This window comes from Streptomyces sp. NPDC051684 (assembly GCF_044453445.1).
Taxonomy (GTDB): domain Bacteria; phylum Actinomycetota; class Actinomycetes; order Streptomycetales; family Streptomycetaceae; genus Streptomyces.
In genome coordinates, this window is the sequence record NZ_JBITCS010000006.1 from 238,168 (window position 1) to 256,841 (window position 18,674).

Below are 18,674 nucleotides of genomic sequence, written 5' to 3' on the forward strand. Positions count from 1 at the left end.
ATTGCCCTCTGGTGTGCGGTATTGGACCGTCGTCGATGACGACTACGAGGTCGTGTTCATCGCGGATCAGTGGCTGAGGTTCTTGCGGTTCGGCCGGAGCCGGGCCGAGTTGACGACGAAGGCGTACGCCGGTGCCGTGGCGTTGTACCTGCGGTGGTGTCGGGGGACGGGTCGTGAATGGCCGGTCGCGGCCCGGGACATGGGCCTGTTCATGGTCTGGCTGAAGTACACGCCGTCCGCGCCGGACGGGGATGCGGCACCGGTGTTGCTGGGTCCGGGAGCTGACCCGGCGCGCAAGGAGCGCAGGATCAACGGCGTCCTGGCGGCGGTGCGGGGGCTGCTGTCCTACGCGGTGTCGGTCGGTGAGGCGCCGCGGTCGGTGCTCGGGCAGATCTACGAGCTCGCCGACAGCCGGGACTTGCCGGTGGAGGCGCAGGGCGAGGACGGAGGTCTGTCGGCCCGGCTGCGCGCCGTGCACCGGGTGCAGGAGCCGCAGGCGGATGTGGATCGCGCTACCGACGAGGAGTTGGTGGCGATGTTCCTGGAGTGCCGAAGCGCCCGGGATCGTCTGATCGTGCTTCTGCTGGGCCGGGTCGGGCTGCGGCGGGGGCAGGCGGCGGGCTTGCATCGCAGCGACTGTCATCTGCTGCCTGATTCGCGGGCGCTGGGCTGCGACTACGAGGGCGCTCACCTGCACGTTCGTCGCCGCGACAACAGCAACCGGGCGTGGTCGAAGTCCAAGGCGTCGTGGACGCAGCCGCTGGACTTTCTGGTGGTCCAGGCCTTCGACCAGTACATCGACGAACGCCACGAGCTCTTGGGTGCGGGCGGCAGCGACCACCTGCTGGTGAACGTGTTCCGTGAACCGCTGGGTGCGCCGATGCCTCCGGATGCGCTGGGCGAGCTGTTCGCGCGGTTGAGCAAGCGTGCCGGACTGTCGCGGAAGGTCGGTCCCCATATGGCCCGCCGCGCGTTTGGCAGCAACGTCTCGGACGCCGGCGGGTCGGTGGACGAAGTGCAGTCTCTGCTCGGCCAGATGCACCCGGGGTCCGTGCGGCCCTACTTGATTCCGGATCGGACACGACTGCGGGAAGCGGTCGAGCGTGTGCCGTCCCCCAGGACCGTGCACGGGGCGGGTGATCTTCGATGACGACGCCGCTTCCGCTGCCCCAGGAGCTGCAGGACCTGCGGACCGCCGAGATAATCGGCGCGCTGGACGCCGGCTTTCTGAGCCTGGTGAGCTGGGACTGGGACGTCCGCGTCCTTCGCTATCCGAAGAGTCACGCGGTGCTGGGCATGCCGGACTGTGTGGTAGCCGGCTGCACGACGGGCGCCCCGGCCGGCGAGGTGGCCTGCGCCGGCTGCACGCAGCGCTGGCGGCAGTCCGGGCTGGCGTTCGAGGACTTCGCCGCGACTCCGACACCCAGGACGTATCACCGGTCCGGCGGACAGATGCTGTGCCGGGTCGCGTCCTGCGAACGGCCGCTCCGGCTGGTAACGCACGGGCTCTGCACCGCCCACGAATATGGCTGGCACAGGTCGTCCGAGGTGACCGTCGAGGGCTTTCTGCGCAACGTACCGGTGCGGGGGCTGCCCGGGTTCGGGTCCTGCGAGGTCGCCTCCTGCTATCGGCTTCGCGGCTCGGCCCGGACCATCTACTGCGAGGTCCATCGCGCGCGGCGCACCCGCGAGAAGCGACTGGGGACCTTCACCGGCGACGAGGAGAAGTGGCGCCTGACGACGCCGTCCGTGGTCGTCAATCGAGAGGTGAGCCTGCGCGGGCTGCCGGACCGGGTGGTCGCCGAACTCCTCTACTGTCTGCAGGTCCGCACCGTCCGCGAGGTGAAGACGCGCGATCACCGGATCCGGCACCTCAGCGATCAGTTGCGGCTCCTTCAAGTCCCCAGCCTGGAAGTGCTGGAGGACGCCGACCTGGTCCGCGCGGGAATGGTCGACGAACTGCGCATGATCATCAGGGGTGCCCAGACAGCCCTGCGGCGCCTGGGATCGACCCCGGAGACCGAACGGCTCAAGGACATCTGGGATCTGGTGATCTTCGGCCACACCCGCACCCTCAACTTCACCAAGATTCGTCAGCTGCCGTTCCGTGAGGCGGTCAAGATCTGGGCCTATGACGAGCTCCCAAGACGGCGCGGCCGCAACGTCGCCAGCTCCATGCAGAACATGATTCGCGGCATGGAACAGCTCTCGGAGAGCCTGCGCCTGCAGCGAGATGACGAAGGACATCAACTTCGGCTCCTGAGCCGCACGGACATGGTCGGCTTCTGCAACCGGGTCGCGTTTCTCACCGAGAGCGGCGTGTTCGGGGCCCACCACCGCATCAACGTGATCCGCTACGTCCGCAAGATCACGAACCGGGTGCGGGTGATGGGGCTCACCGGCCACGGCCAGGTGCTGGAGGGCCTGCCCGCCGATTTCGCGCTGTCGGTGGAGGACATCCCGGATGAGCCGGAGGACACCGAGGCCGGCCGCGACCTGCCGGACGAGGTGATGCGCGAGCTCTGCGACAACCTCGATCTCCTGGAGAAGATCAGCAACCGCGAGTTCCGTGTCGCGACCGAGCTGCTGATCGACACCGGCCGGCGGCCCGACGAGATCTGCACGCTGCCCCTGGAGTGCCTGCAGAAAGATCCGGACGGGACTCTCGTGCTGGTCTACGACAACTCGAAGAACTACCGGCTGGGCCGCCGGCTGCCGATATCGAAGGTGACCGCTGCGGTGATCTCAGACCAGCAGGAACGAGTACGCGAACGCTTCCCCAACACCCCTGTGCGCAAGCTCAGGTTGCTGCCGAGCCGGGTGGCCAACCCGGAGGGGAGCAAGCCGATCGGCACGATCGGCGACGCGCACCGCACGTGGGTCGACGCGCTGCCCGACATCATGATGCCGGTCGTCGTCGAGGTCGACGGTCAGCCGGCGACGAAGATGCTGCCGTTCGACAAGGCGAAGATCTTCCCCTACGCCTACCGGCACTCCTTCGCCCAGCGGCACGCGGACGCCAACGTCCCGCCCGATGTACTCATGGATCTGATGGACCATCGTGAACTCTCCACCACCCAGGGCTACTACAAGGTCAGCCAAGAACGGCGACGCGAAGCCGTCGACCGGGTCACCGCCCTGCAGTTCGACCGCCGCGGCAACCGCGTCTGGCGCAAGGCACAGGCCATGCTCGACTCGGAACACGTACGCCGGGCCATCGGCGAAGTCGCCACGGCCTACGGCATCTGCCAGGAGCCGCACAACGTCGCGGCCGGCGGACAGAGTTGCCCGATCCGATTCCGCTGCGTCGGCTGCGATCACTTCCGCACCGACGTCTCCTACCTCCCCGACTTGGAACGCTACCTCTCGGATCTGCTCCGCAGCCGCGAGCGGCTCATGTCCGCTTTCGAGGCCGACGACTGGGCCCGCAGCGAGGCCATGCCCTCCGAGGATGAGATCCGGCGAGTCCGCCGTCTGATCGACCGGGTCAAGGCGGACCTGGACGACCTCACCGACGAGGACCGAGCACAGATCGACGAGGCCGTCGCCGTGGTCCGTCGCGGACGCACGGTGATGCTGGGCATGCCCCGCGTCGGCCAGCCACTTCCCGATGTCAGGCCCTGGAGGCTGTCATGATCCCCGCCATGCGTGACGGCCGTCGGGCCGACACCGAGCGCCGCCGCCAGCGAGTGGCCACCGCAGTGAACAACGCCGCGAAGAACGGCGCCCCGCTCAGCGTCTCGGCGATCGCCCGGCACGCCGGAGTGGACCGGAGCTTCCTCTATCGCCACCGCGACCTGCTCGAGCTCGTTCACACCGCCGAGCTCGAGCCGGCGACGCAGGATCCGGCAGGCGGCTCACCGGTGAGCCGGGCCTCGCTCCAAGCGGATCTCGCCAACGCCCAAGCCCGCAACACCCGCCTGACCGCCCGCCTCCAACAGCTGGAGAAGCGGCTCTCGCAAGTGCTGGGCGGCCGGGCATGGCAGGAATCCGGCCTCGGAGCCCCGGCGGACATCGACGAACTCCAGCGAAAACAAACGAGATTGGAGCAGCAGAACGTGCAACTGACCTCCGCGCTGGAGGAGGCCAGATCCGACCTCGATGCCGCGAGAGAGGCCAACCGTGATCTCACCCGGGCCCTGAACCAGCGCGGGTGACCTCGTCCCCGCCTGCGAGTCGAAGTCACCCTGGCTCAGTGGCTATGGAGGGCTGAGCGGGAGTCGTTTCGAGATGTATGAGGGAGCCACTGAGGCTTTGCCAACCTCAGATGGAGCAGGTCAGGGGAAGTGCGCGGGTTTGGACACTGCCCGCTGCCGAGACGCCCCCTCGGATGGTCCGTCAGCCATCTCGAGCCTGTGAGTACGGACTTGCTCAGCGTGCTGCGACATGCACGGTGAAGCGGACTTCGGTGGAGCCAAGGCTTTCGGTCACCTGCCAGCAGCCGGGCCCGGGGAAGCTGATGACCGTCGGCCACCACTGCCGGTCGCCGTTGGCGGTGGCGAATCCACCCGTGCTGCCGCGCGCGGAGCCGGATCGGTCCAGCCGTTCGACTTCGATGTGTGGGGCGCCCCTCTGGTCAGTCACCCGCCCCTGGGCGTCGAGAGTTATCGACGCGTACTTCGTGCGGTATCCCTCTTCGTGTTCGTCCATGTGATCCAGAAGGCGGGGTTGGGCCACCCATAGGCCATCGGCTCCGTACCAGTTGCTCTTCTTGTCGAAGTCATGCACGGCGGCTGGTACGGAACCGGAGGAGACCGGCGCGGTATCGGGGCAGGCCGCATTCGTCGCGCTGGAAGCATCGGGCCGACTTGCCGAGGAGGATGGCGGATCCGGCTGGGACGACGTCGGCGTCGAGCAGCCGACAGCCAGCAGCACCAACGGGCCCACCCAGGATGCTGCCCCTCTTGCCCTCCGTCCTCGCATACGTCTCAGTCTTCCACGGCTGTTAGCTCCTGCGGGGCCGCCTTCAACCTATGTTTGAGCTGGTGTGGCGGGGCCTTGACCAGCATCTTTCACCAGGAGCATCAGGATGCTCCCGAGGCAGAACATCTAGCGCCACAGGTGTTGCACGCGATAATGTCGATCACACCGGTGCTGAGCTGCGGAAACTGGTCTCGACTCGCCTCGCACCACACGGTTACCCCCAGAGAAGGCGGCAGACCTCCTTGGCCGCCTCGACGTCGTCCACGGCGGGTCCGGTCGTGCCGACGGGGAAGAAGAGTTCGGGATCCTCCTCGACACACGCCGCCCTGTCCAGCGGCTCCATCTCCGTCTTCCTCGCTGGCAACGGCATGCCGCGGCGGGTGCCCACAACACCCGTACGGAAACGCGGAGTTTGGGCACCGCGGGCAAGGGGACCCGGGCCGCGGCCGCGAGGCCAGGGGAGCGAAGGGAAGTCGGGGCCGGGGGTACACAGCACCCCGGCCCCGGCGTCGCCCTGCGACATGCAGCGGGAGGGGATACAACGGAAGGGAAGGGAGTGAGCCGCCATGCCGAGCGGATCCAACGCCAAGCGGGAACGCCAGTACGAGAAGATCAAGAAGAGTGCCCAGGACCGGGGCGAGAGCACGGCGCGGGCCAAGGAGATCGCCGCCCGCACCGTGAACAAGGAGCGCGCGCGGAGCGGTGAGTCCAAGGAGGCGAGCCGTACGTCGACGCGGGACATCTCCTCCGGCAGGCGCGGCGGCCTGCGTTCCCACCAGGGCGCCGGAGGTCCGACCAAGGACCAGCTCTACGAGGAGGCCAGGGACCGGGGCGTCGAGGGCCGCTCGAAGATGAACAAGTCCCAGCTCGCCAAGGCGCTGGGGCACTGATGGCCACGGAGAGGGAACCGGACGCCGTCCCGCGGGACCCGCCGGACCAGCAGGCGTACCCCGACGAGACCGGGACCGCGGAGCCCGGCACGGACCACGAGGCGGAGGGCGGGGCCGACCGGGCCCCGGAGCCCGAGGCCGAACCCGACGCCACCGTCCCCGACTCGGACGTGGCGGGCACCGGCCGCGCCGGGGCCCCGCACGCCCCGGGCATCCACCCCGACCAGCCCGTCCCCGACGAGCCCGCCGACTGACCGGCTAACGCGCCCGCAGCGTCCCCGCCACCTCGTCGAAGAGCGCGGCGTGGGCGCGGGCGCTGGCCGGGACCTCCGGGTTCCACGCCAGCACCGACGCCCGGGCGGCGACGGCCGACCAGTGCGGGTCGGACGCGTACTGCTCGCGCGGCGCGGCGTTGGCGCGCGCGTCCGACAGGATCACGTCCGGAGCCAGTTCGGCCACGTCCTGCCACGTCCCCGTGTACCAGTTGGCGCCGGGGCCGTCCGGCGGCGCGACCATGCCCACGCCGAGCCGGCCGAGCGCGCTCAGGTCGGGCCATTTGGTGGGGCGGGCCAGGTGCACCGCGTCCGGCCCCGCGGCCGACAGGGCCAGCACCCTGACACCGCGCGCCCCGCGCGCCGCGACCCCCAACTCGCGCTCGGCCCGCGCGAGTCCGTCCGCGTTCCGCGCGGGTTCCGAGGCCCCGAGCGAGCGCCCGAGCTCCGCGAAGCGCTCCCGCACCCCGCCCAACGTACGACCCTGCCCCACGTCGATCACGACGACGGGGACGTGCTCCTCCAGATGCTTCGCCATGTCGGGCTCGACGCCGTACACCTGCCCGCCGCCGTACGTGAGCGCCACGACCAGGTCGGGGTCCGCCGCGAGCACGTCGTCGAGGCCGAGGTCCGACCCGGCGCCCAGGTAGGCGAGTTCGGTCAGCGGCAGCGCGCCGGACTTGGCCCGGTCGGGGGCGTCGCCGTCGTGGAACGAGCCGAAGATCCCCGCGGGGCGTATGCCCAGATCCCACAGGCTCGCCCCCGCCTGTATGTACGCGACGACCCGCGAGGGGACTTCGGGCGCGGTCGCCCGCTGCCCCCGGTCGTCGGTGAACTCCCATGACGGTGCGGAAGGTTGAGTCATAAGGCCACCCTGCCCACCGGCGCCGACGGACATGTCCGGGGCCGCGGCACGAGGGGCGCACGGGGGCTCAGCGCGGTGCCGTGCGGTCCAGCGCGTACCGCCGCTGGCACACCATCGCGATCCCCATGAGCACCGCGGGCAGCGCCGTGAAGCCCCACAGCAGGGCCCCCAGCGCCGTGCCGGTCTGGGCGACGGCGTCCCCGTCGGTCGTGGAGACGAAGCCGGCCGCCGCGAGGACCGCCGCGAACACGTACGGGCCGACGGCGGTACCGGTCGCCTCGGTCGCCGTCCAGACACCGGTGTACGCGCCCGCGTCGGCGGCGCCCCGCGCCTCGGCCGCCGCGATCACGTCGGGCAGCATCGAGAACGCGAAGAGCTGGAGTCCCGCGAAGGCCGCGCCCATGACGACGACCACCGCGACGGTCGCCGCGGTGCCGAGCGCCCGGCCGGGCAGCAGAGCGAGGGCGCCCACCAGGAACATGCCCTGGGCGGCCAGCAGCCCGCGCTGCTTGCCCGTGCGCCGCGACAGGCGCAGCCACAGCGGCCCGACGACCGTGGCCGGGACCAGGAAGGCCGCCATGAGCACCGCGGTCAGCGAGCGGTCGTGGAGGACGTACTGCGTGAAGAAGGGCAGCGCCGCGAGGAAGAGATGGGTGGTGGTGCCGGTGCAGAGGTACGAGAGCAGCAGCGCGCGGAAGTCGCGGTCGCGCCAGGCCGAGCGGACGTCGCCGAGCACCGAGTGCGGCCGCTCGCCCGGCGGCCGGAACCCGCAGCGCTCGGTGAGCCTGCGTACCCCGACGAGCGCGAGGAGACCGGAGCCGACGAGACCGCCCGCGAGCAGCAGCGCCATCCGCGTGTACGCGCCGCGGTCCCCGGACGAGACGAGGGCCGGCGCGCTGACGCCGGCGGCCAGCAGTCCGAGCGTCAGGAACGCCATGCGGAACATGAAGACGCGGGTGCGCTCGTGGTAGCCGATGCGCAGATCGGAGGGGGTCGTCAGATACGGCACCTGGAAGCAGGCGAAGAGCAGGTTCCCGACGATGTACGCGCCGCCGACCCACAGCGCGGCGCCGGTCCCGGTGAGCCCGGCCGGGACGCTGAACAGCGCGGTCCAGGCCACCGCGAGGAGCAGCCCCCAGCGCAGCATGGCGCGGCGGTGCCCGGTGCGGCGGGCCTGCCGGTCCGAGCGGGAGCCGAGGAAGGGGTGGACGACGATGTCGACGACCTTCGGCAGCAGCAGGGTCGCCCCGGCGAGGAACGGGGACACGCCAAGGGTCTGCGTGAGGAAGTAGAGCAGCAGCAGCCCGGGGACCGTCACCCACAGGCCCATGCCGACCGACCCGGCGGCGTAGAGGGAGAGATCGGCGGGGCGGGCCCGGGTGGCGCGGGCGTCCTGCGCCAGGGCGCTCATGGCGCGGACCGGTGGCGGCGGACGACACCGGCCGCCAACTCCGCGCCCGTGAAGGCGTTCTGGCGCACCCGGCCGGCGAGTGTGCGGGCCACGATGCGGTCGGTGAGCCCGGGCAGATGGCGGGCGAGGAAGAGCTCGACGGCGCCGCGCCGGGTCGTCGGCAGATCGCGGCGCACCCGGCGGCCGAGCCCGGCGCGCAGCACCGTGTCGACGACGCCGTCCAGCGGCTCGTAACTGCTCATGCCCTCAAGGGACAGCCCGGCCGCCGCCGTCGAGTCGTGGATGGGGCTGCGGACCGCCGACGGGTAGACGCAGGTGACGCCGACGTGGGTGCCGAGCTCCAGACGCAGCGCGTCGGCGTACGCGACGAGGGCCCGCTTGGACGCCCCGTACGCGGCGGCCAGCGGCAGCTGCATCGCGGCCATCCGGGAGGACACCATCACGACCCGGCCGCGCGCGGCGACGAGGGCCTCGACGCAGGCCGCGGTCGTGCGCCAGGTGCCGAGCAGATTGAGGTCGAGCTGGCGGCGGACCTCCTCGCCCGGCGGGAGTTCGGCGGGGGCAGGGCCGCCGGTCCCCGCGTTGTTGATCAGCAGATCGAGCCCGCCGAGCCGGTCGAGCGCGGCGGATACGGCGACCGGCACCGCGGCGTCGTCGGTGAGGTCGCAGGGCAGCACCGCGACCGGGTCCTCGGCGCCCGGCGCCAGATCGAGGCCCACGACATGGGCGCCCAGGTCGGACAGGCGTGCGCAGATCGCGCGGCCGAAGGTGCCGGACGCCCCGGTGACCAGCACCCGGAGGCCGCGGGGGTCGCGCACGCCGCGCGGGGTCGAGGGGGTGCTCACAGGGCGCTCCTGTCGTGGGCGGTGGCCGTGGAGGGGGTGAACGGGCGGGCGCCGCGGCGCAGTCGGGCGCCGCCCGCGGAGATCTCGCGCGGCACGTCGGCCACGTACTGGTCGAAGTCGATCCGCATGGCGGGCCGCCGCTCGCCCCACCGCTCGACGGCGGCGCGCAGCGCGTGCGCGGCGGCGCGGCGCCGGTCCTCGGGGGACGGCAGGGCGTAGCGGCCGCCGAAGTGGGCGGCGGCCAGCTTGGCCTGGGCCTCGACCACCGGCAGCGCCGCGCCGGTCGACTGCATCAGGCCGACGAAGCACAGGCTCGGGTCGTCGAGGTGGAACACCCGCTTGTAGAGCCGCAACCGCTCGGGGTCGGCGCCCAGCCAGCGCTCGGACAGGAACGGGACGGTGACCCGGTAGCCGGTCGCCCACACGATCACGTCGACCGGCTCGCGCCGCCCGTCGGTGAAGACGACGTGGTCGCCGTCGAGGCGCTCGACGCCGGGGCGCGCGGTGACCTCGCCGTGGGTGAGGCGGTGCAGGATCGTGTCGCTGATCGTGGGGTGGTTCTGGAACAGCCCCCCGGCCGGCGCGGGCAGCCCGTAGCTCTGCGGGGTGCCGACCGCGAGCCTGAGCATCGTCTCCGCGACGCGCTGGCGCAGCCGCCACGGCAGCACGGCCAGGGCGCCGCCGGTCGCGTCCGAGGGCCGCCCGAACAGGTACTTGGGCACGATGTGGACCCCGTGCCGGGCCGAGAGCAGCACCGGTCCGCGGGCCACGTACGAGGCGTCGACGGCGATGTCCATCGCGGAGTTGCCCATGCCGACGACGAGCACCCGGCGGTCCCGGAAGGCCTCGGCGGTGCGGTGGTCGTGGGCGTGCATCTGCGTTCCCGAGAAGGCGCCCGGGTACGCGGGCTCGGGCCACCTCGGGTCCCAGTTGTGCCCGTTGGCGACGACGACGGCGTCGAACCGCTCACTGCCCTCGCCCTCGCTGGTCACCTCCCACCCGTCCGCGACCCGCTCCACGGACGTCACCTTCGTCCCGAACCGGATCTGCGGTCCGAGCCCGAACTCCGCGCAGTAGTCGGCGAGATACCCGGCGACGAGGTCGGCCGACGGATAGTCCGGCCAGTCGGCGGGCATCGGGAAGTCCGCGAACTCGGTGCGCCCCTTGCTGGTGTTCAGGTGGAGCGAGGCGTACGCGGGGGACAGGCCGCTGGAGTTGTCGCGCACCCACAGCCCGCCCGGCCGGTCCCCCTGCTCGTACGCCACCGGCCGCGCGCCCACGTCGAGGAGTTCCTTGACGGCGGCGAGACCGGCCGCTCCCGCGCCGATCACGGCGACACGGCACGGTGCGGGCATGGGGCTCTCCTCCGGGAGGGGGCGGGACGGCCGGACTGTGGCCGACGCCAACCGTAGGTTCCGTCCCGCCCGTTGGACATGGGCCCCGGAACGGGATTCGGCCCGCCCGTTGTGCCCGGCCACAACAGCGGCGAGGATCCCGGACATGGCGGGACAGGACAGCACGGGCTGGAGCGGCGTCGTCGACCTCATCGAGCGGGTCGTCGGCGAGGACGATCTGATGCCCTCCGTGGTGACAGGAGTGCGCAGCACCGTGCGGGAGGTGGCGGTGCTGCCCGCAGCGGACATCGCGGGGCACACCCGCGCGCTGCTCGCGGCGGCGACCCGGGCGCTCGCCGCGCGGCGCGGGCCGACGGAGGCGGAGCTGTCCTTCGTCGAGGAGCTGGGCTCCACCCGCGCCCGGCAGGGCGTGCCCATCGAGGCGGTGCTCGGGGCGATCCACGTCGCCGAGCGGGCGATCTGGTCACGGGCCAGGGAGGTCGCGGCCGGCCGCGGCATCGAGGCCCATGTGCTGCTCGACGCGCGGGAGCTGTACGACGACTGGGCGCAGGCGGTGCGGGCCCGGCTGATCACCGCGCACCGGGCCGCCGACACCGGGCGCGCGGGCGCGGGGGACCGGGATCTGGCGGTGCTGCGGCGGCTCCTCGAAGGAGGTTCGGCGGCGACGCTGGCCGCGGCCGAGGCGGGGCTGCCGGCCGGCGGCGGCCTGTGGGTGCTGGTGGCCCGCCCCGCCGACGGCGCGCCCGCGCCGCCCGTGCGCGACCTCGGCCCCGTGCTCCTCGCGCACCTGGACGGACTGCTGGTCGGCGTGTTCACGCGGGCCCCGTACCGGCTGTCCGGCGGCGGCCCCGCGGGTCTCGCGGGGCCCGCGGAACCGGAGGACATGGGCACGCTGCGGCGCCTGGCGCTGGCCGCCCTGACCGCCGCGGAGGCGACCGGGCGGGAGGGCGTCGTGCATGTGGCGGACGTCGCCGTGCTCGCGGCCGTCGCCGACCGGGCCGACCTCGCGGCCATGCTGACGGACCGTCACCGTGCGGCGTTCGCGGAGTTCGGCGCCCACGTGGAGCCCGTCGCGGCGGCCGTCCGCGCCTGGCTGGAGTCGGGGCGCGACGTGACGGTGGCCGCCGAGCGCCTCTTCGTCCACCCCAACACCGTGCGCAACCGCGTGCAGCGCTTCGCCGCGCTCACCGGCATCGACCCGGCCGACCCGTTCGGGGCGATGAACGCGTGGTGGCTGTGCCGGTCGTGGCTCGCCGCGCAGGGCGAACCGCAGCGCTGAGCCGGCGCGCGGCCGGCCCAGCTCCGGTGGCTACTACTTGTGCCAGGGCCCCGTGACCGCGAACGTGGTCCCGGGCGTATAGCAGTTCACGTACATCGTGTCGCCGTCCGGCGAGAACGTGACGCCGGCGAACTCGCCCCACTCGGGCTTGTCGGCCGTACCGATGTTCTGGCGGCCGCGCGCCATGGCGTACACCTCGCCCTTGCGCGTCACGCCGAACACGTGCTGCGCACCCTCGCCGTCCTCGCACACCATCAGGCCCCCGCTGGGCGCGAGGCAGATGTTGTCGGGCTCCTCGCCGGGCAGTTGGACGTCCGTGTCGGGCCCGAACACGATGACCAGCGTCAGCCGGCGCGACGACGGGTCGTAGCGCCAGATCTGCCCGAAGTGGTCGGCGGCCGAGCCCTCGCGGCTGCGGGCGTACGACGACACGAAGTAGACGCTGGAGCCGCCCCAGTAGCAGCCCTCCAGCTTCTGCGCGTGGGTGATGCCCTTCGGGCCGAAGTCCTGGTTGCGGATGGGCGTCTGCGCGGCCAGCGGGTCCGGCACGTCGACCCACTCGATGCCGCTGAACGTGGCGCCGGTCTCCTGGACCGCCGACAGGTCCGGCACGCCCGGCACCCGCATCGCCTGCAGCTTGCCGCCCGCGCGCAGCGAACCGAGGCCGCCCTTCCGGTTCTTGGGCAGGAAGCGGTAGAAGAGCCCGAAGGGCTTGTCGAAGGCGTCCTCCGTCTCGTAGACGACGCCGCGCTTCGGGTCGACGGCGATCGCCTCGTGCTGGAAGCGGCCCATCGCGGTCAGCGGGACGGCGCCCGAGCGGTGCGGGTCGACCGGGTCGACCTCGAAGATGAACCCGTGGTCCTTGGTGTAGCCGTTCGTACCGGCCTTGTCCTCGGTCTCCTCGCAGGTCAGCCAGGTGCCCCACGGGGTGGGCCCGCCCGCGCAGTTGACGGCCGTGCCGGCGATGCCGACCCGCTCGGACTGGACGTTGTTCTTCCGGTCCACGGAGAGCACGGTGCAGCCGCCCTTGCCCATCGGGTCGTACGTCAGACCCTCGACGGTCGGTACCGCGATCTTCCCGGTGACCCGGTTCTCGTGGTTGCGCACGAGGTGTACGCGGCCCTGTCTGCCGGCGAAGGCCGCCATCCCGTCGTGGTTCGAGGGCACCTTGCCCTCGCCGGAGCGCAGTGGCTCGCCTTCCCGCGACAGGACCTTGTAGCGGAATCCCTTGGGAAGGTCGAGCAGCCCGGCCGGGTCGGGCACCAACGGGCCGTATCCGGCGCGTCCTTGGGCGACGGCGGAGCCGGCGAACAGTTCGGAGAGGTTCCCGGCGAAGGCGATGCCCACTCCCAGGGCGCCGGTGCGGGCGAGGACTTGACGTCGAGTTGCGGACTGTCGTGCGTCAGCGGTGTGCGACATGGGTGACCTCCTGCTGGCGGACAGGAACTGTGACCCGGCTGTGTCTATCACGTGCCCTTCGCCCCGGGAACCACGCGCGTAGCGCACACAATCCGTGCACCACCCACGTATCGGCTCACCTGCGCGGCGCCCGTGGTTACTCGTGTACGAGGCCCTTCCCGTCGCGCGCGAGCGCGGTCAGCCGGGAGATCGCCCGGAAGTACTTCTTCTTGTACCCGCCGTTCAGCATCTCCTCGCTGAACAGCTTGTCGAACGGCTGTCCAGACGTGAGCACCGGTATCTCGCGGTCGTACAGCCGGTCCGCCAGGACGACGAGCCGCAGCGCGGTCGACTGGTCGGGCACGGCCGCCACATCGGTGAGGCAGACGGCCTTCAGGTCGTCCGTGAGCGCCCCGTACCGGCTGGGGTGCACGCGCGCGAGGTGCTCGAGGAGGTGCGGGAAGTCGTCGAGCGAGGCGCCCTCGGTGGCGTACGCCGCCTTGGTGACCTGTTCGTCGGTGAACGGCGAGGGGGCCTCGGGAAGGCCGCGGTGCCGGTAGTCCTCGCCGTCGATGCGCAGCGGCCTGAAGTGGGCCGACAGGCCCTGGATCTCGCGCAGGAAGTCGGCGGCGGCGAACCGGCCCTCGCCGAGCTTGCCCGGCAGCGTGTTCGACGTTGCGGCGAGCGCGACACCCGCCTCGACCAGCTTCCCGAGGAGGGACGACACGAGGACCGTGTCCCCCGGGTCGTCCAGCTCGAACTCGTCGATGCACAGCAGCCGGTGCCCGCTGAGCGTCCTGACGGTCTGCTGGAAGCCCAGCGCGCCCACGAGGTTCGTCAGCTCGACGAACGTGCCGAACGCCTTGTGCTGGGGCTCGGCCGGCGTCGCGTGCCACAGGGAGGCGAGGAGGTGGGTCTTGCCGACGCCGTAGCCGCCGTCGAGATAGACGCCGCGCGGCCCGGTCGGGGCGGCGGGCTTCTTGGCGAACCAGCGGCGCTTGCCGGAACCGGAGGCGTGCGCCCCGCCGAGACCGGCCGCGAAGCCGCTCAGGACCTGGACGGCCTCGATCTGACTGGGCTGGTTCGGGTCCGGAATGTACGTGTCGAAGCGGGCGGAGCTGAACCGCGGCGGCGGCACCATCTCGGCGACCAGGCGCTCCGCGGGTACGTGCGGCTCGCGGGCGCACAGGGACAGCGGCGCCGCGTCGGGTATGGGGCTGATGCCCATCTGGCTGGACTCCCGGGAGTCGGCGGCTTCGAGGGATGACGACACAGCCACCCAGCTTAGTCGCCGTGCCACACTGCACGTCATGCGACGCCTGTTCCCTGTGACGTACGAAACAGCAGATGGCAAGGGGTACGAGGGGAGGGAGGCGAGTCCGGAGGGGCGCGAGTGGAGCCTCGACGAGCTCGCCGACGCCTACGCCTACCCGCCCGAGGCCGGGCGCGCGCCCTGGCTGCGGGCGAACATGGTCTCCACGCTCGACGGGGCCGCCCAGCACGACGGCCGCTCCCAGCCCATCTCCTGCGACACCGACATGCGGATCTTCGGCACGCTGCGCGCGCTCGCCGACGTCGTCGTGGTCGGCGCGGAGACGGTCCGCCTGGAGGGCTACCGCCCCGCCCGCGCGCGCGAGGCGTTCGCCGAGCGCAGGAAGGCGGCCGGGCAGGGCCCCGCCCCGCAGATCGCCGTGATCAGCGCGAGCCTCGACCTCGACTTCGGCCTGCCCCTGTTCACCGACCCGCTGGTGCCGACGCTGCTGCTCACCGGCGCGAGCGCCCCGGCCGAGCGGGTCGCGGCGGCGCGCGCGGCGGGCGTGGAGGTACTGATCGCGGGCGACGGCGCGGCGGTCGAGCCGGACCGCGCGGTGGCGGCGCTCGGCGAGCGGGGCCTCAGGCGGCTGCTCACCGAGGGCGGGCCGAGGATGCTCGGTCAGTTCGTGGCGGGCGGGGTACTCGACGAGTTGTGCCTGACCGTGTCGCCGATGCTGACCGCGGGGGACGCCCAGCGGATCGCGGGCGGCTCGGCGCTGGCCGTGCCGGAGCGGTTCGAACTGGCGTCCCTACTGGAGGAGGACGGATTCCTGTTCAGCCGTTATGCCCGGCAGCGGGGCGGACATCAGCCGCTCCCATGGGCAGCGCGGCGACATTCGGCGGAATGAGTCGTTCCGTTTAGCTTTGGCTGGGCACACTAAATCTCGCAGACCCCGTGCGAACGCGGGGCAGGATGGTTTCCGCAGGTCCGCTGGTCCACCCGGAGGGTCGCCGTCAGTCGGCCCACGGTAGGAGAAGAAGGGCGCCCGTCGTGTTCACGAGCGTATTGATGATCGAGAAGGCTCTGACCTCCGCCGACGTGGAGTTCGTCACCACGTTGCACGGAGAGGAGGAAGTCTCCTTCCACGTGCTGCTCCAGCCCCGCGGGGACCAGGCCGACCGCCTGCTGCGGGCCATCGACGACGTCGCGATGGGGGAGTTCGACGAGGCGGGCAAGGAGAACGAGGTGCCCGAGGGAGACGAGGCCAAGGGCCCGGCGGAGAAGGCCCTCGCGGTCTCCCTCGCCGCGCTTCACCAGGCGGGCAGCGAGGCGGTGGGCCGGCTCATCGAGGACCACCCGCTGGACGCCCTCAAGGCGCTCGTCGGCGAGGTGAAGGCGGACGAGGTCATCGTGCTGACCGATCCGCACTACGTCGAGGAGTTCTTCCACCGGGACTGGGCCTCGCGCGCCCGCCACCAGGTCGGCGTACCGGTCCTGAAGCTGTTCTCGCACAGCAAGGCGTGACAACGGGGAGAGGTGCGGGGCGGTGCCGGGCGAGGCAATAGGCTGGGGCCCGTGCCGTGGTCGTCGGGACCACGGGTCAGGACATCCGAGAACCCCAGGGGAGACCACGCATGGCACCCGGCCTGCCGAATTCCGTCGCCGACATGGACCGACCGCACTTCATCGGCATCGGCGGCGCCGGCATGTCGGGCATCGCCAAGATCCTCGCCCAGCGCGGCGCGCGGGTGGCGGGCAGCGACGCCCGCGAGTCCGCCACGGCGCAGGCGCTGCGCGAGCTCGGCGTGAGCGTGCACATCGGCCACGACGCCGCGCACCTCGCCTCCGACGCCACCTGCGTGGTCGTCTCCTCGGCCATCCGCGAGGACAACGCGGAGCTGGCCCGCGCGACGGAGCTGGGCATTCCGGTCGTGCACCGCTCGGACGCCCTCGCCTCCCTGATGGACGGCCTGCGCCCGATCGCGGTGGCGGGCACGCACGGCAAGACGACCACGACGTCGATGCTCGCCGTGTCCCTGAAGTCCCTCGGCCTGAACCCGTCCTACGCCATCGGCGGCGACCTGGACGTCCCCGGTTCCAACGCCGACCACGGCGAGGGCGAGATCTTCGTCGCCGAGGCCGACGAATCGGACCGCAGCTTCCACAAGTACGCGCCGGAAGTCGCGATCATCCTCAACGTCGAGCTCGACCACCACGCGAACTACGCGTCGATGGACGAGATCTACGAGTCCTTCGAGACGTTCACGGGGAAGATCACCCCCGGCGGCACCCTCGTCATCGCCGCGGACCAGGCGGGCGCGGCCGAGCTGACCCGCCGGGTCCGGGACACCACGTCCCTCAAGGTCGTCACCTACGGCGAGTCCGAGGGCGCGGACATCCGCATCCACAAGATCACGCCGCGCGGACTGACCAGCGAGGTGACCGTCCTCCTGGACGGCAAGCTGTTGACCTTCACGGTCTCGGTCCCCGGCCGCCACTACGCGCAGAACGCGGTGGCGGCGCTCGCCGCGGGCGTCGCGATGGGCATCCCGGCCCGCAACCTCGCCTCGGCGCTCAAGTCGTACACCGGTGTCAAGCGCCGCCTCCAGCTCAAGGGTGAGGAGAGCGGCGTCCAGGTCATCGACTCCTACGCCCACCACCCCACGGAGATGACGGCGGACCTGGAGGCCATGCGCTCGGCGGCCGGCGACGCCCGCATCCTCGTGCTCTTCCAGCCCCACCTCTTCTCCCGCACCCAGGAACTGGGCAAGGAGATGGGCCAGGCGCTCGCGCTCGCGGACTCCTCGGTCGTCCTCGACATCTACCCGGCCCGCGAGGACCCGATCCCCGGCATCACGAGCGCCCTGATCATCGACGCCGCGCGGGAGGCGGGCGCCGACGTGCAGGCCGCTGACGACAAGGACGCGGCGGTCGCGGCGGTCGCGGGAATGGCCAAGCCCGGTGATCTCGTTCTCACCATGGGCGCGGGCGACGTCACGGAGCTCGGCCCGCGCATCCTGGACCAGCTGAGGGGTTGAGAGACATGTCGTACGACGTCGAGAAGCCGGACGAGCAGTGGCGCGCGGAGCTGAGCCCGGCGGAGTACGCGGTACTGCGCCAGGCCGGCACGGAGCCCGCGTTCCGCGGTGAGTACACCGACACGAAGACGAAGGGCGTCTACGGCTGCCGAGCCTGCGGCGCCGAGCTGTTCACGTCCACCGAGAAGTTCGAGTCGCACTGCGGCTGGCCGTCCTTCTACGACCCGAAGAACACCGACGCCGTGGAACTCATCGAGGACCGCTCGCACGGCATGGTCCGCACCGAGGTGCGCTGCGCGCGCTGCGGCTCGCACCTCGGCCACGTATTCGAGGGCGAGGGGTACGCCACGCCCACGGATCAGCGGTACTGCATCAACTCGATCTCACTCACGCTGAGCCCCGAAGGGGAGTGAGGACCGGCGGCCCGGTGGTGCTCAGCGCGTCGCCGTCGCCGCCGTGACCGGCCGGAAGCCCGGGTTGCTCACGCAGTCCGACATGCGTTCGGTGTTGGTCTCCTTGTTGATGGGGCAGGCGCCGATGACGAAGCGCGGGGCGACCCCGCCGGGGAAGGCGACCTCCACCTGGTCGGCGTACTTGTGCGTGTCGCCGATGGTCTCGTTCACGTCGATCCCGTTCGGGGCGTCGATGTAGTAGTTGTACGCGCCGCCCTTCATCCACTTCGTCCACTTCTTGAAGAGGTCGTGGTCACGCGTGGTGGAGACGAACGGCGACGGCTGGTTCTTGAGGACGTACTTCTCCAGGTCGTACTGGCCGTTCACGGCGTCCTTCGGCGCGAAGCCCTCCTTGAAGATCACTGCCGGGGCGCGGCCGTCCGCCCGGTACAGCGTCCGGCAGTCGTTCCGGTACTCCGGGGCCGGCGAGATCCGCTCCAGGGGGACGCGGTCGATGGCCGCGTAGAGGCGGTCGGGGACGACGGGGCAGGAGGAGGGCGCGGCCTTCGCCACGGAGGCCGTGGAGCCCGCGGACTTCGCGGTGTCGGCGGCGGGGACGCTCGCCGTGGCCGAGGGCGCGGAGGCGAGGGCAAGGACGGAGACCGCGGCGGCGGGCAGGGTGGCGAGGCGGCGCGTGGTACGGGGCAGCTTGTTGATCATCATGAGCAGAACCTTCGGGGGTCCCGACCAG

General features: G+C 71.7%; 18 protein-coding genes and 1 pseudogene. 10 read left to right on the forward strand and 9 right to left on the reverse strand.

Translation table 11 applies throughout. The annotated features are described in order from the left end of the window. Position 1: 1 nt before the first annotated feature. Genes ACIA8D_RS10130 through ACIA8D_RS10140 form a run of 3 tightly spaced genes read left to right on the forward strand, consistent with a single transcriptional unit; the run spans position 2 to position 4,157 of the window. Entirely contained in the window at positions 2-1,150 is a 1,149-nt protein-coding gene (locus ACIA8D_RS10130) for a tyrosine-type recombinase/integrase (RefSeq protein ID WP_399230527.1), read from the forward strand. Further along, the gene (locus ACIA8D_RS10135) at positions 1,147-3,636 is read left to right on the forward strand and encodes a tyrosine-type recombinase/integrase (protein ID WP_399230529.1); all 2,490 of its coding nucleotides are present in this window, start codon (positions 1,147-1,149) and stop codon (positions 3,634-3,636) included. Before ACIA8D_RS10130 ends, ACIA8D_RS10135 begins: the two co-directional genes overlap by 4 nt. Continuing rightward, positions 3,633-4,157, forward strand: coding sequence for a DUF6262 family protein (locus ACIA8D_RS10140; protein WP_399230530.1), 525 nt, complete (start codon positions 3,633-3,635; stop codon positions 4,155-4,157). The genes ACIA8D_RS10135 and ACIA8D_RS10140 overlap by 4 nt, the downstream gene beginning before the upstream one ends. Positions 4,158-4,371: 214 nt before the next feature. Here the strand turns inward: ACIA8D_RS10140 and ACIA8D_RS10145 are convergent, their stop codons facing one another. Together ACIA8D_RS10145 and ACIA8D_RS10150 are read right to left on the reverse strand one after the other, a co-directional pair. Continuing rightward, positions 4,372-4,878, reverse strand: coding sequence for a hypothetical protein (locus ACIA8D_RS10145; RefSeq protein ID WP_399230532.1), 507 nt, complete (start codon positions 4,876-4,878; stop codon positions 4,372-4,374). 277 nt (positions 4,879-5,155) lie between these two features. After that, positions 5,156-5,266, reverse strand: a pseudogene (locus ACIA8D_RS10150) (WhiB family transcriptional regulator); the annotation flags it as partial. 223 nt (positions 5,267-5,489) lie between these two features. Between ACIA8D_RS10150 and ACIA8D_RS10155 the strand changes: the two are divergent. After that, positions 5,490-5,813: a plasmid stabilization protein gene (locus ACIA8D_RS10155; protein WP_399230534.1), complete on the forward strand. Its 324-nt coding sequence runs from the start codon at positions 5,490-5,492 to the stop codon at positions 5,811-5,813. Next, a complete protein-coding gene (locus ACIA8D_RS10160) occupies positions 5,813-6,067 on the forward strand; it encodes a hypothetical protein (protein ID WP_399230536.1) in 255 nt (84 codons plus the stop codon). Before ACIA8D_RS10155 ends, ACIA8D_RS10160 begins: the two co-directional genes overlap by 1 nt. Before the next feature lie 4 nt (positions 6,068-6,071). Here the strand turns inward: ACIA8D_RS10160 and ACIA8D_RS10165 are convergent, their stop codons facing one another. The 4 genes from ACIA8D_RS10165 to ACIA8D_RS10180 form a co-directional block, all read right to left on the reverse strand. After that, positions 6,072-6,950, reverse strand: coding sequence for an ABC transporter substrate-binding protein (locus ACIA8D_RS10165; RefSeq protein WP_399230538.1), 879 nt, complete (start codon positions 6,948-6,950; stop codon positions 6,072-6,074). 67 nt (positions 6,951-7,017) lie between these two features. After that, positions 7,018-8,361 (reverse strand): MFS transporter, encoded by a 1,344-nt coding sequence (locus ACIA8D_RS10170; protein WP_399230540.1) that lies wholly within the window; start codon positions 8,359-8,361, stop codon positions 7,018-7,020. After that, positions 8,358-9,206: an SDR family NAD(P)-dependent oxidoreductase gene (locus tag ACIA8D_RS10175; RefSeq protein ID WP_399230542.1), complete on the reverse strand. Its 849-nt coding sequence runs from the start codon at positions 9,204-9,206 to the stop codon at positions 8,358-8,360. The genes ACIA8D_RS10170 and ACIA8D_RS10175 overlap by 4 nt, the downstream gene beginning before the upstream one ends. Beyond that, entirely contained in the window at positions 9,203-10,561 is a 1,359-nt protein-coding gene (locus ACIA8D_RS10180; protein WP_399230544.1) for a flavin-containing monooxygenase, read from the reverse strand. The genes ACIA8D_RS10175 and ACIA8D_RS10180 overlap by 4 nt, the downstream gene beginning before the upstream one ends. Positions 10,562-10,706: 145 nt before the next feature. Here ACIA8D_RS10180 and ACIA8D_RS10185 point away from each other — a divergent pair, with 145 nt between their 5' ends. Further along, positions 10,707-11,840 (forward strand): helix-turn-helix domain-containing protein, encoded by a 1,134-nt coding sequence (locus ACIA8D_RS10185; protein WP_399230545.1) that lies wholly within the window; start codon positions 10,707-10,709, stop codon positions 11,838-11,840. A gap of 33 nt (positions 11,841-11,873) precedes the next feature. Here ACIA8D_RS10185 and ACIA8D_RS10190 read toward each other — a convergent pair whose 3' ends face one another. Beyond that, positions 11,874-13,259 (reverse strand): PhoX family protein, encoded by a 1,386-nt coding sequence (locus ACIA8D_RS10190; protein WP_399230547.1) that lies wholly within the window; start codon positions 13,257-13,259, stop codon positions 11,874-11,876. Between the two features lie 136 nt (positions 13,260-13,395). Further along, positions 13,396-14,466: a cell division protein ZapE gene (gene zapE, locus ACIA8D_RS10195; RefSeq protein WP_399230681.1), complete on the reverse strand. Its 1,071-nt coding sequence runs from the start codon at positions 14,464-14,466 to the stop codon at positions 13,396-13,398. A gap of 82 nt (positions 14,467-14,548) precedes the next feature. Between zapE and ACIA8D_RS10200 the strand changes: the two genes are divergently transcribed. From ACIA8D_RS10200 to msrB, 4 genes are all read left to right on the forward strand, one after another. Further along, the gene (locus ACIA8D_RS10200; RefSeq protein WP_399230549.1) at positions 14,549-15,400 is read left to right on the forward strand and encodes a pyrimidine reductase family protein; all 852 of its coding nucleotides are present in this window, start codon (positions 14,549-14,551) and stop codon (positions 15,398-15,400) included. 161 nt (positions 15,401-15,561) lie between these two features. After that, a complete protein-coding gene (locus ACIA8D_RS10205; protein ID WP_399230682.1) occupies positions 15,562-16,017 on the forward strand; it encodes an indole-3-glycerol phosphate synthase in 456 nt (151 codons plus the stop codon). 110 nt (positions 16,018-16,127) lie between these two features. Further along, positions 16,128-17,531, forward strand: a complete 1,404-nt coding sequence (gene murC, locus ACIA8D_RS10210; protein ID WP_399230551.1) for a UDP-N-acetylmuramate--L-alanine ligase — start codon at positions 16,128-16,130, stop codon at positions 17,529-17,531. A gap of 5 nt (positions 17,532-17,536) precedes the next feature. Then, positions 17,537-17,944, forward strand: coding sequence for a peptide-methionine (R)-S-oxide reductase MsrB (msrB, locus tag ACIA8D_RS10215; RefSeq protein ID WP_399230553.1), 408 nt, complete (start codon positions 17,537-17,539; stop codon positions 17,942-17,944). 21 nt (positions 17,945-17,965) lie between these two features. On the opposite strand, the gene ACIA8D_RS10220 is transcribed toward msrB, so the two are convergent. Next, positions 17,966-18,643 (reverse strand): ADP-ribosyltransferase, encoded by a 678-nt coding sequence (locus ACIA8D_RS10220; RefSeq protein WP_399230684.1) that lies wholly within the window; start codon positions 18,641-18,643, stop codon positions 17,966-17,968. Between the last annotated feature and the right edge of the window lie 31 nt (positions 18,644-18,674).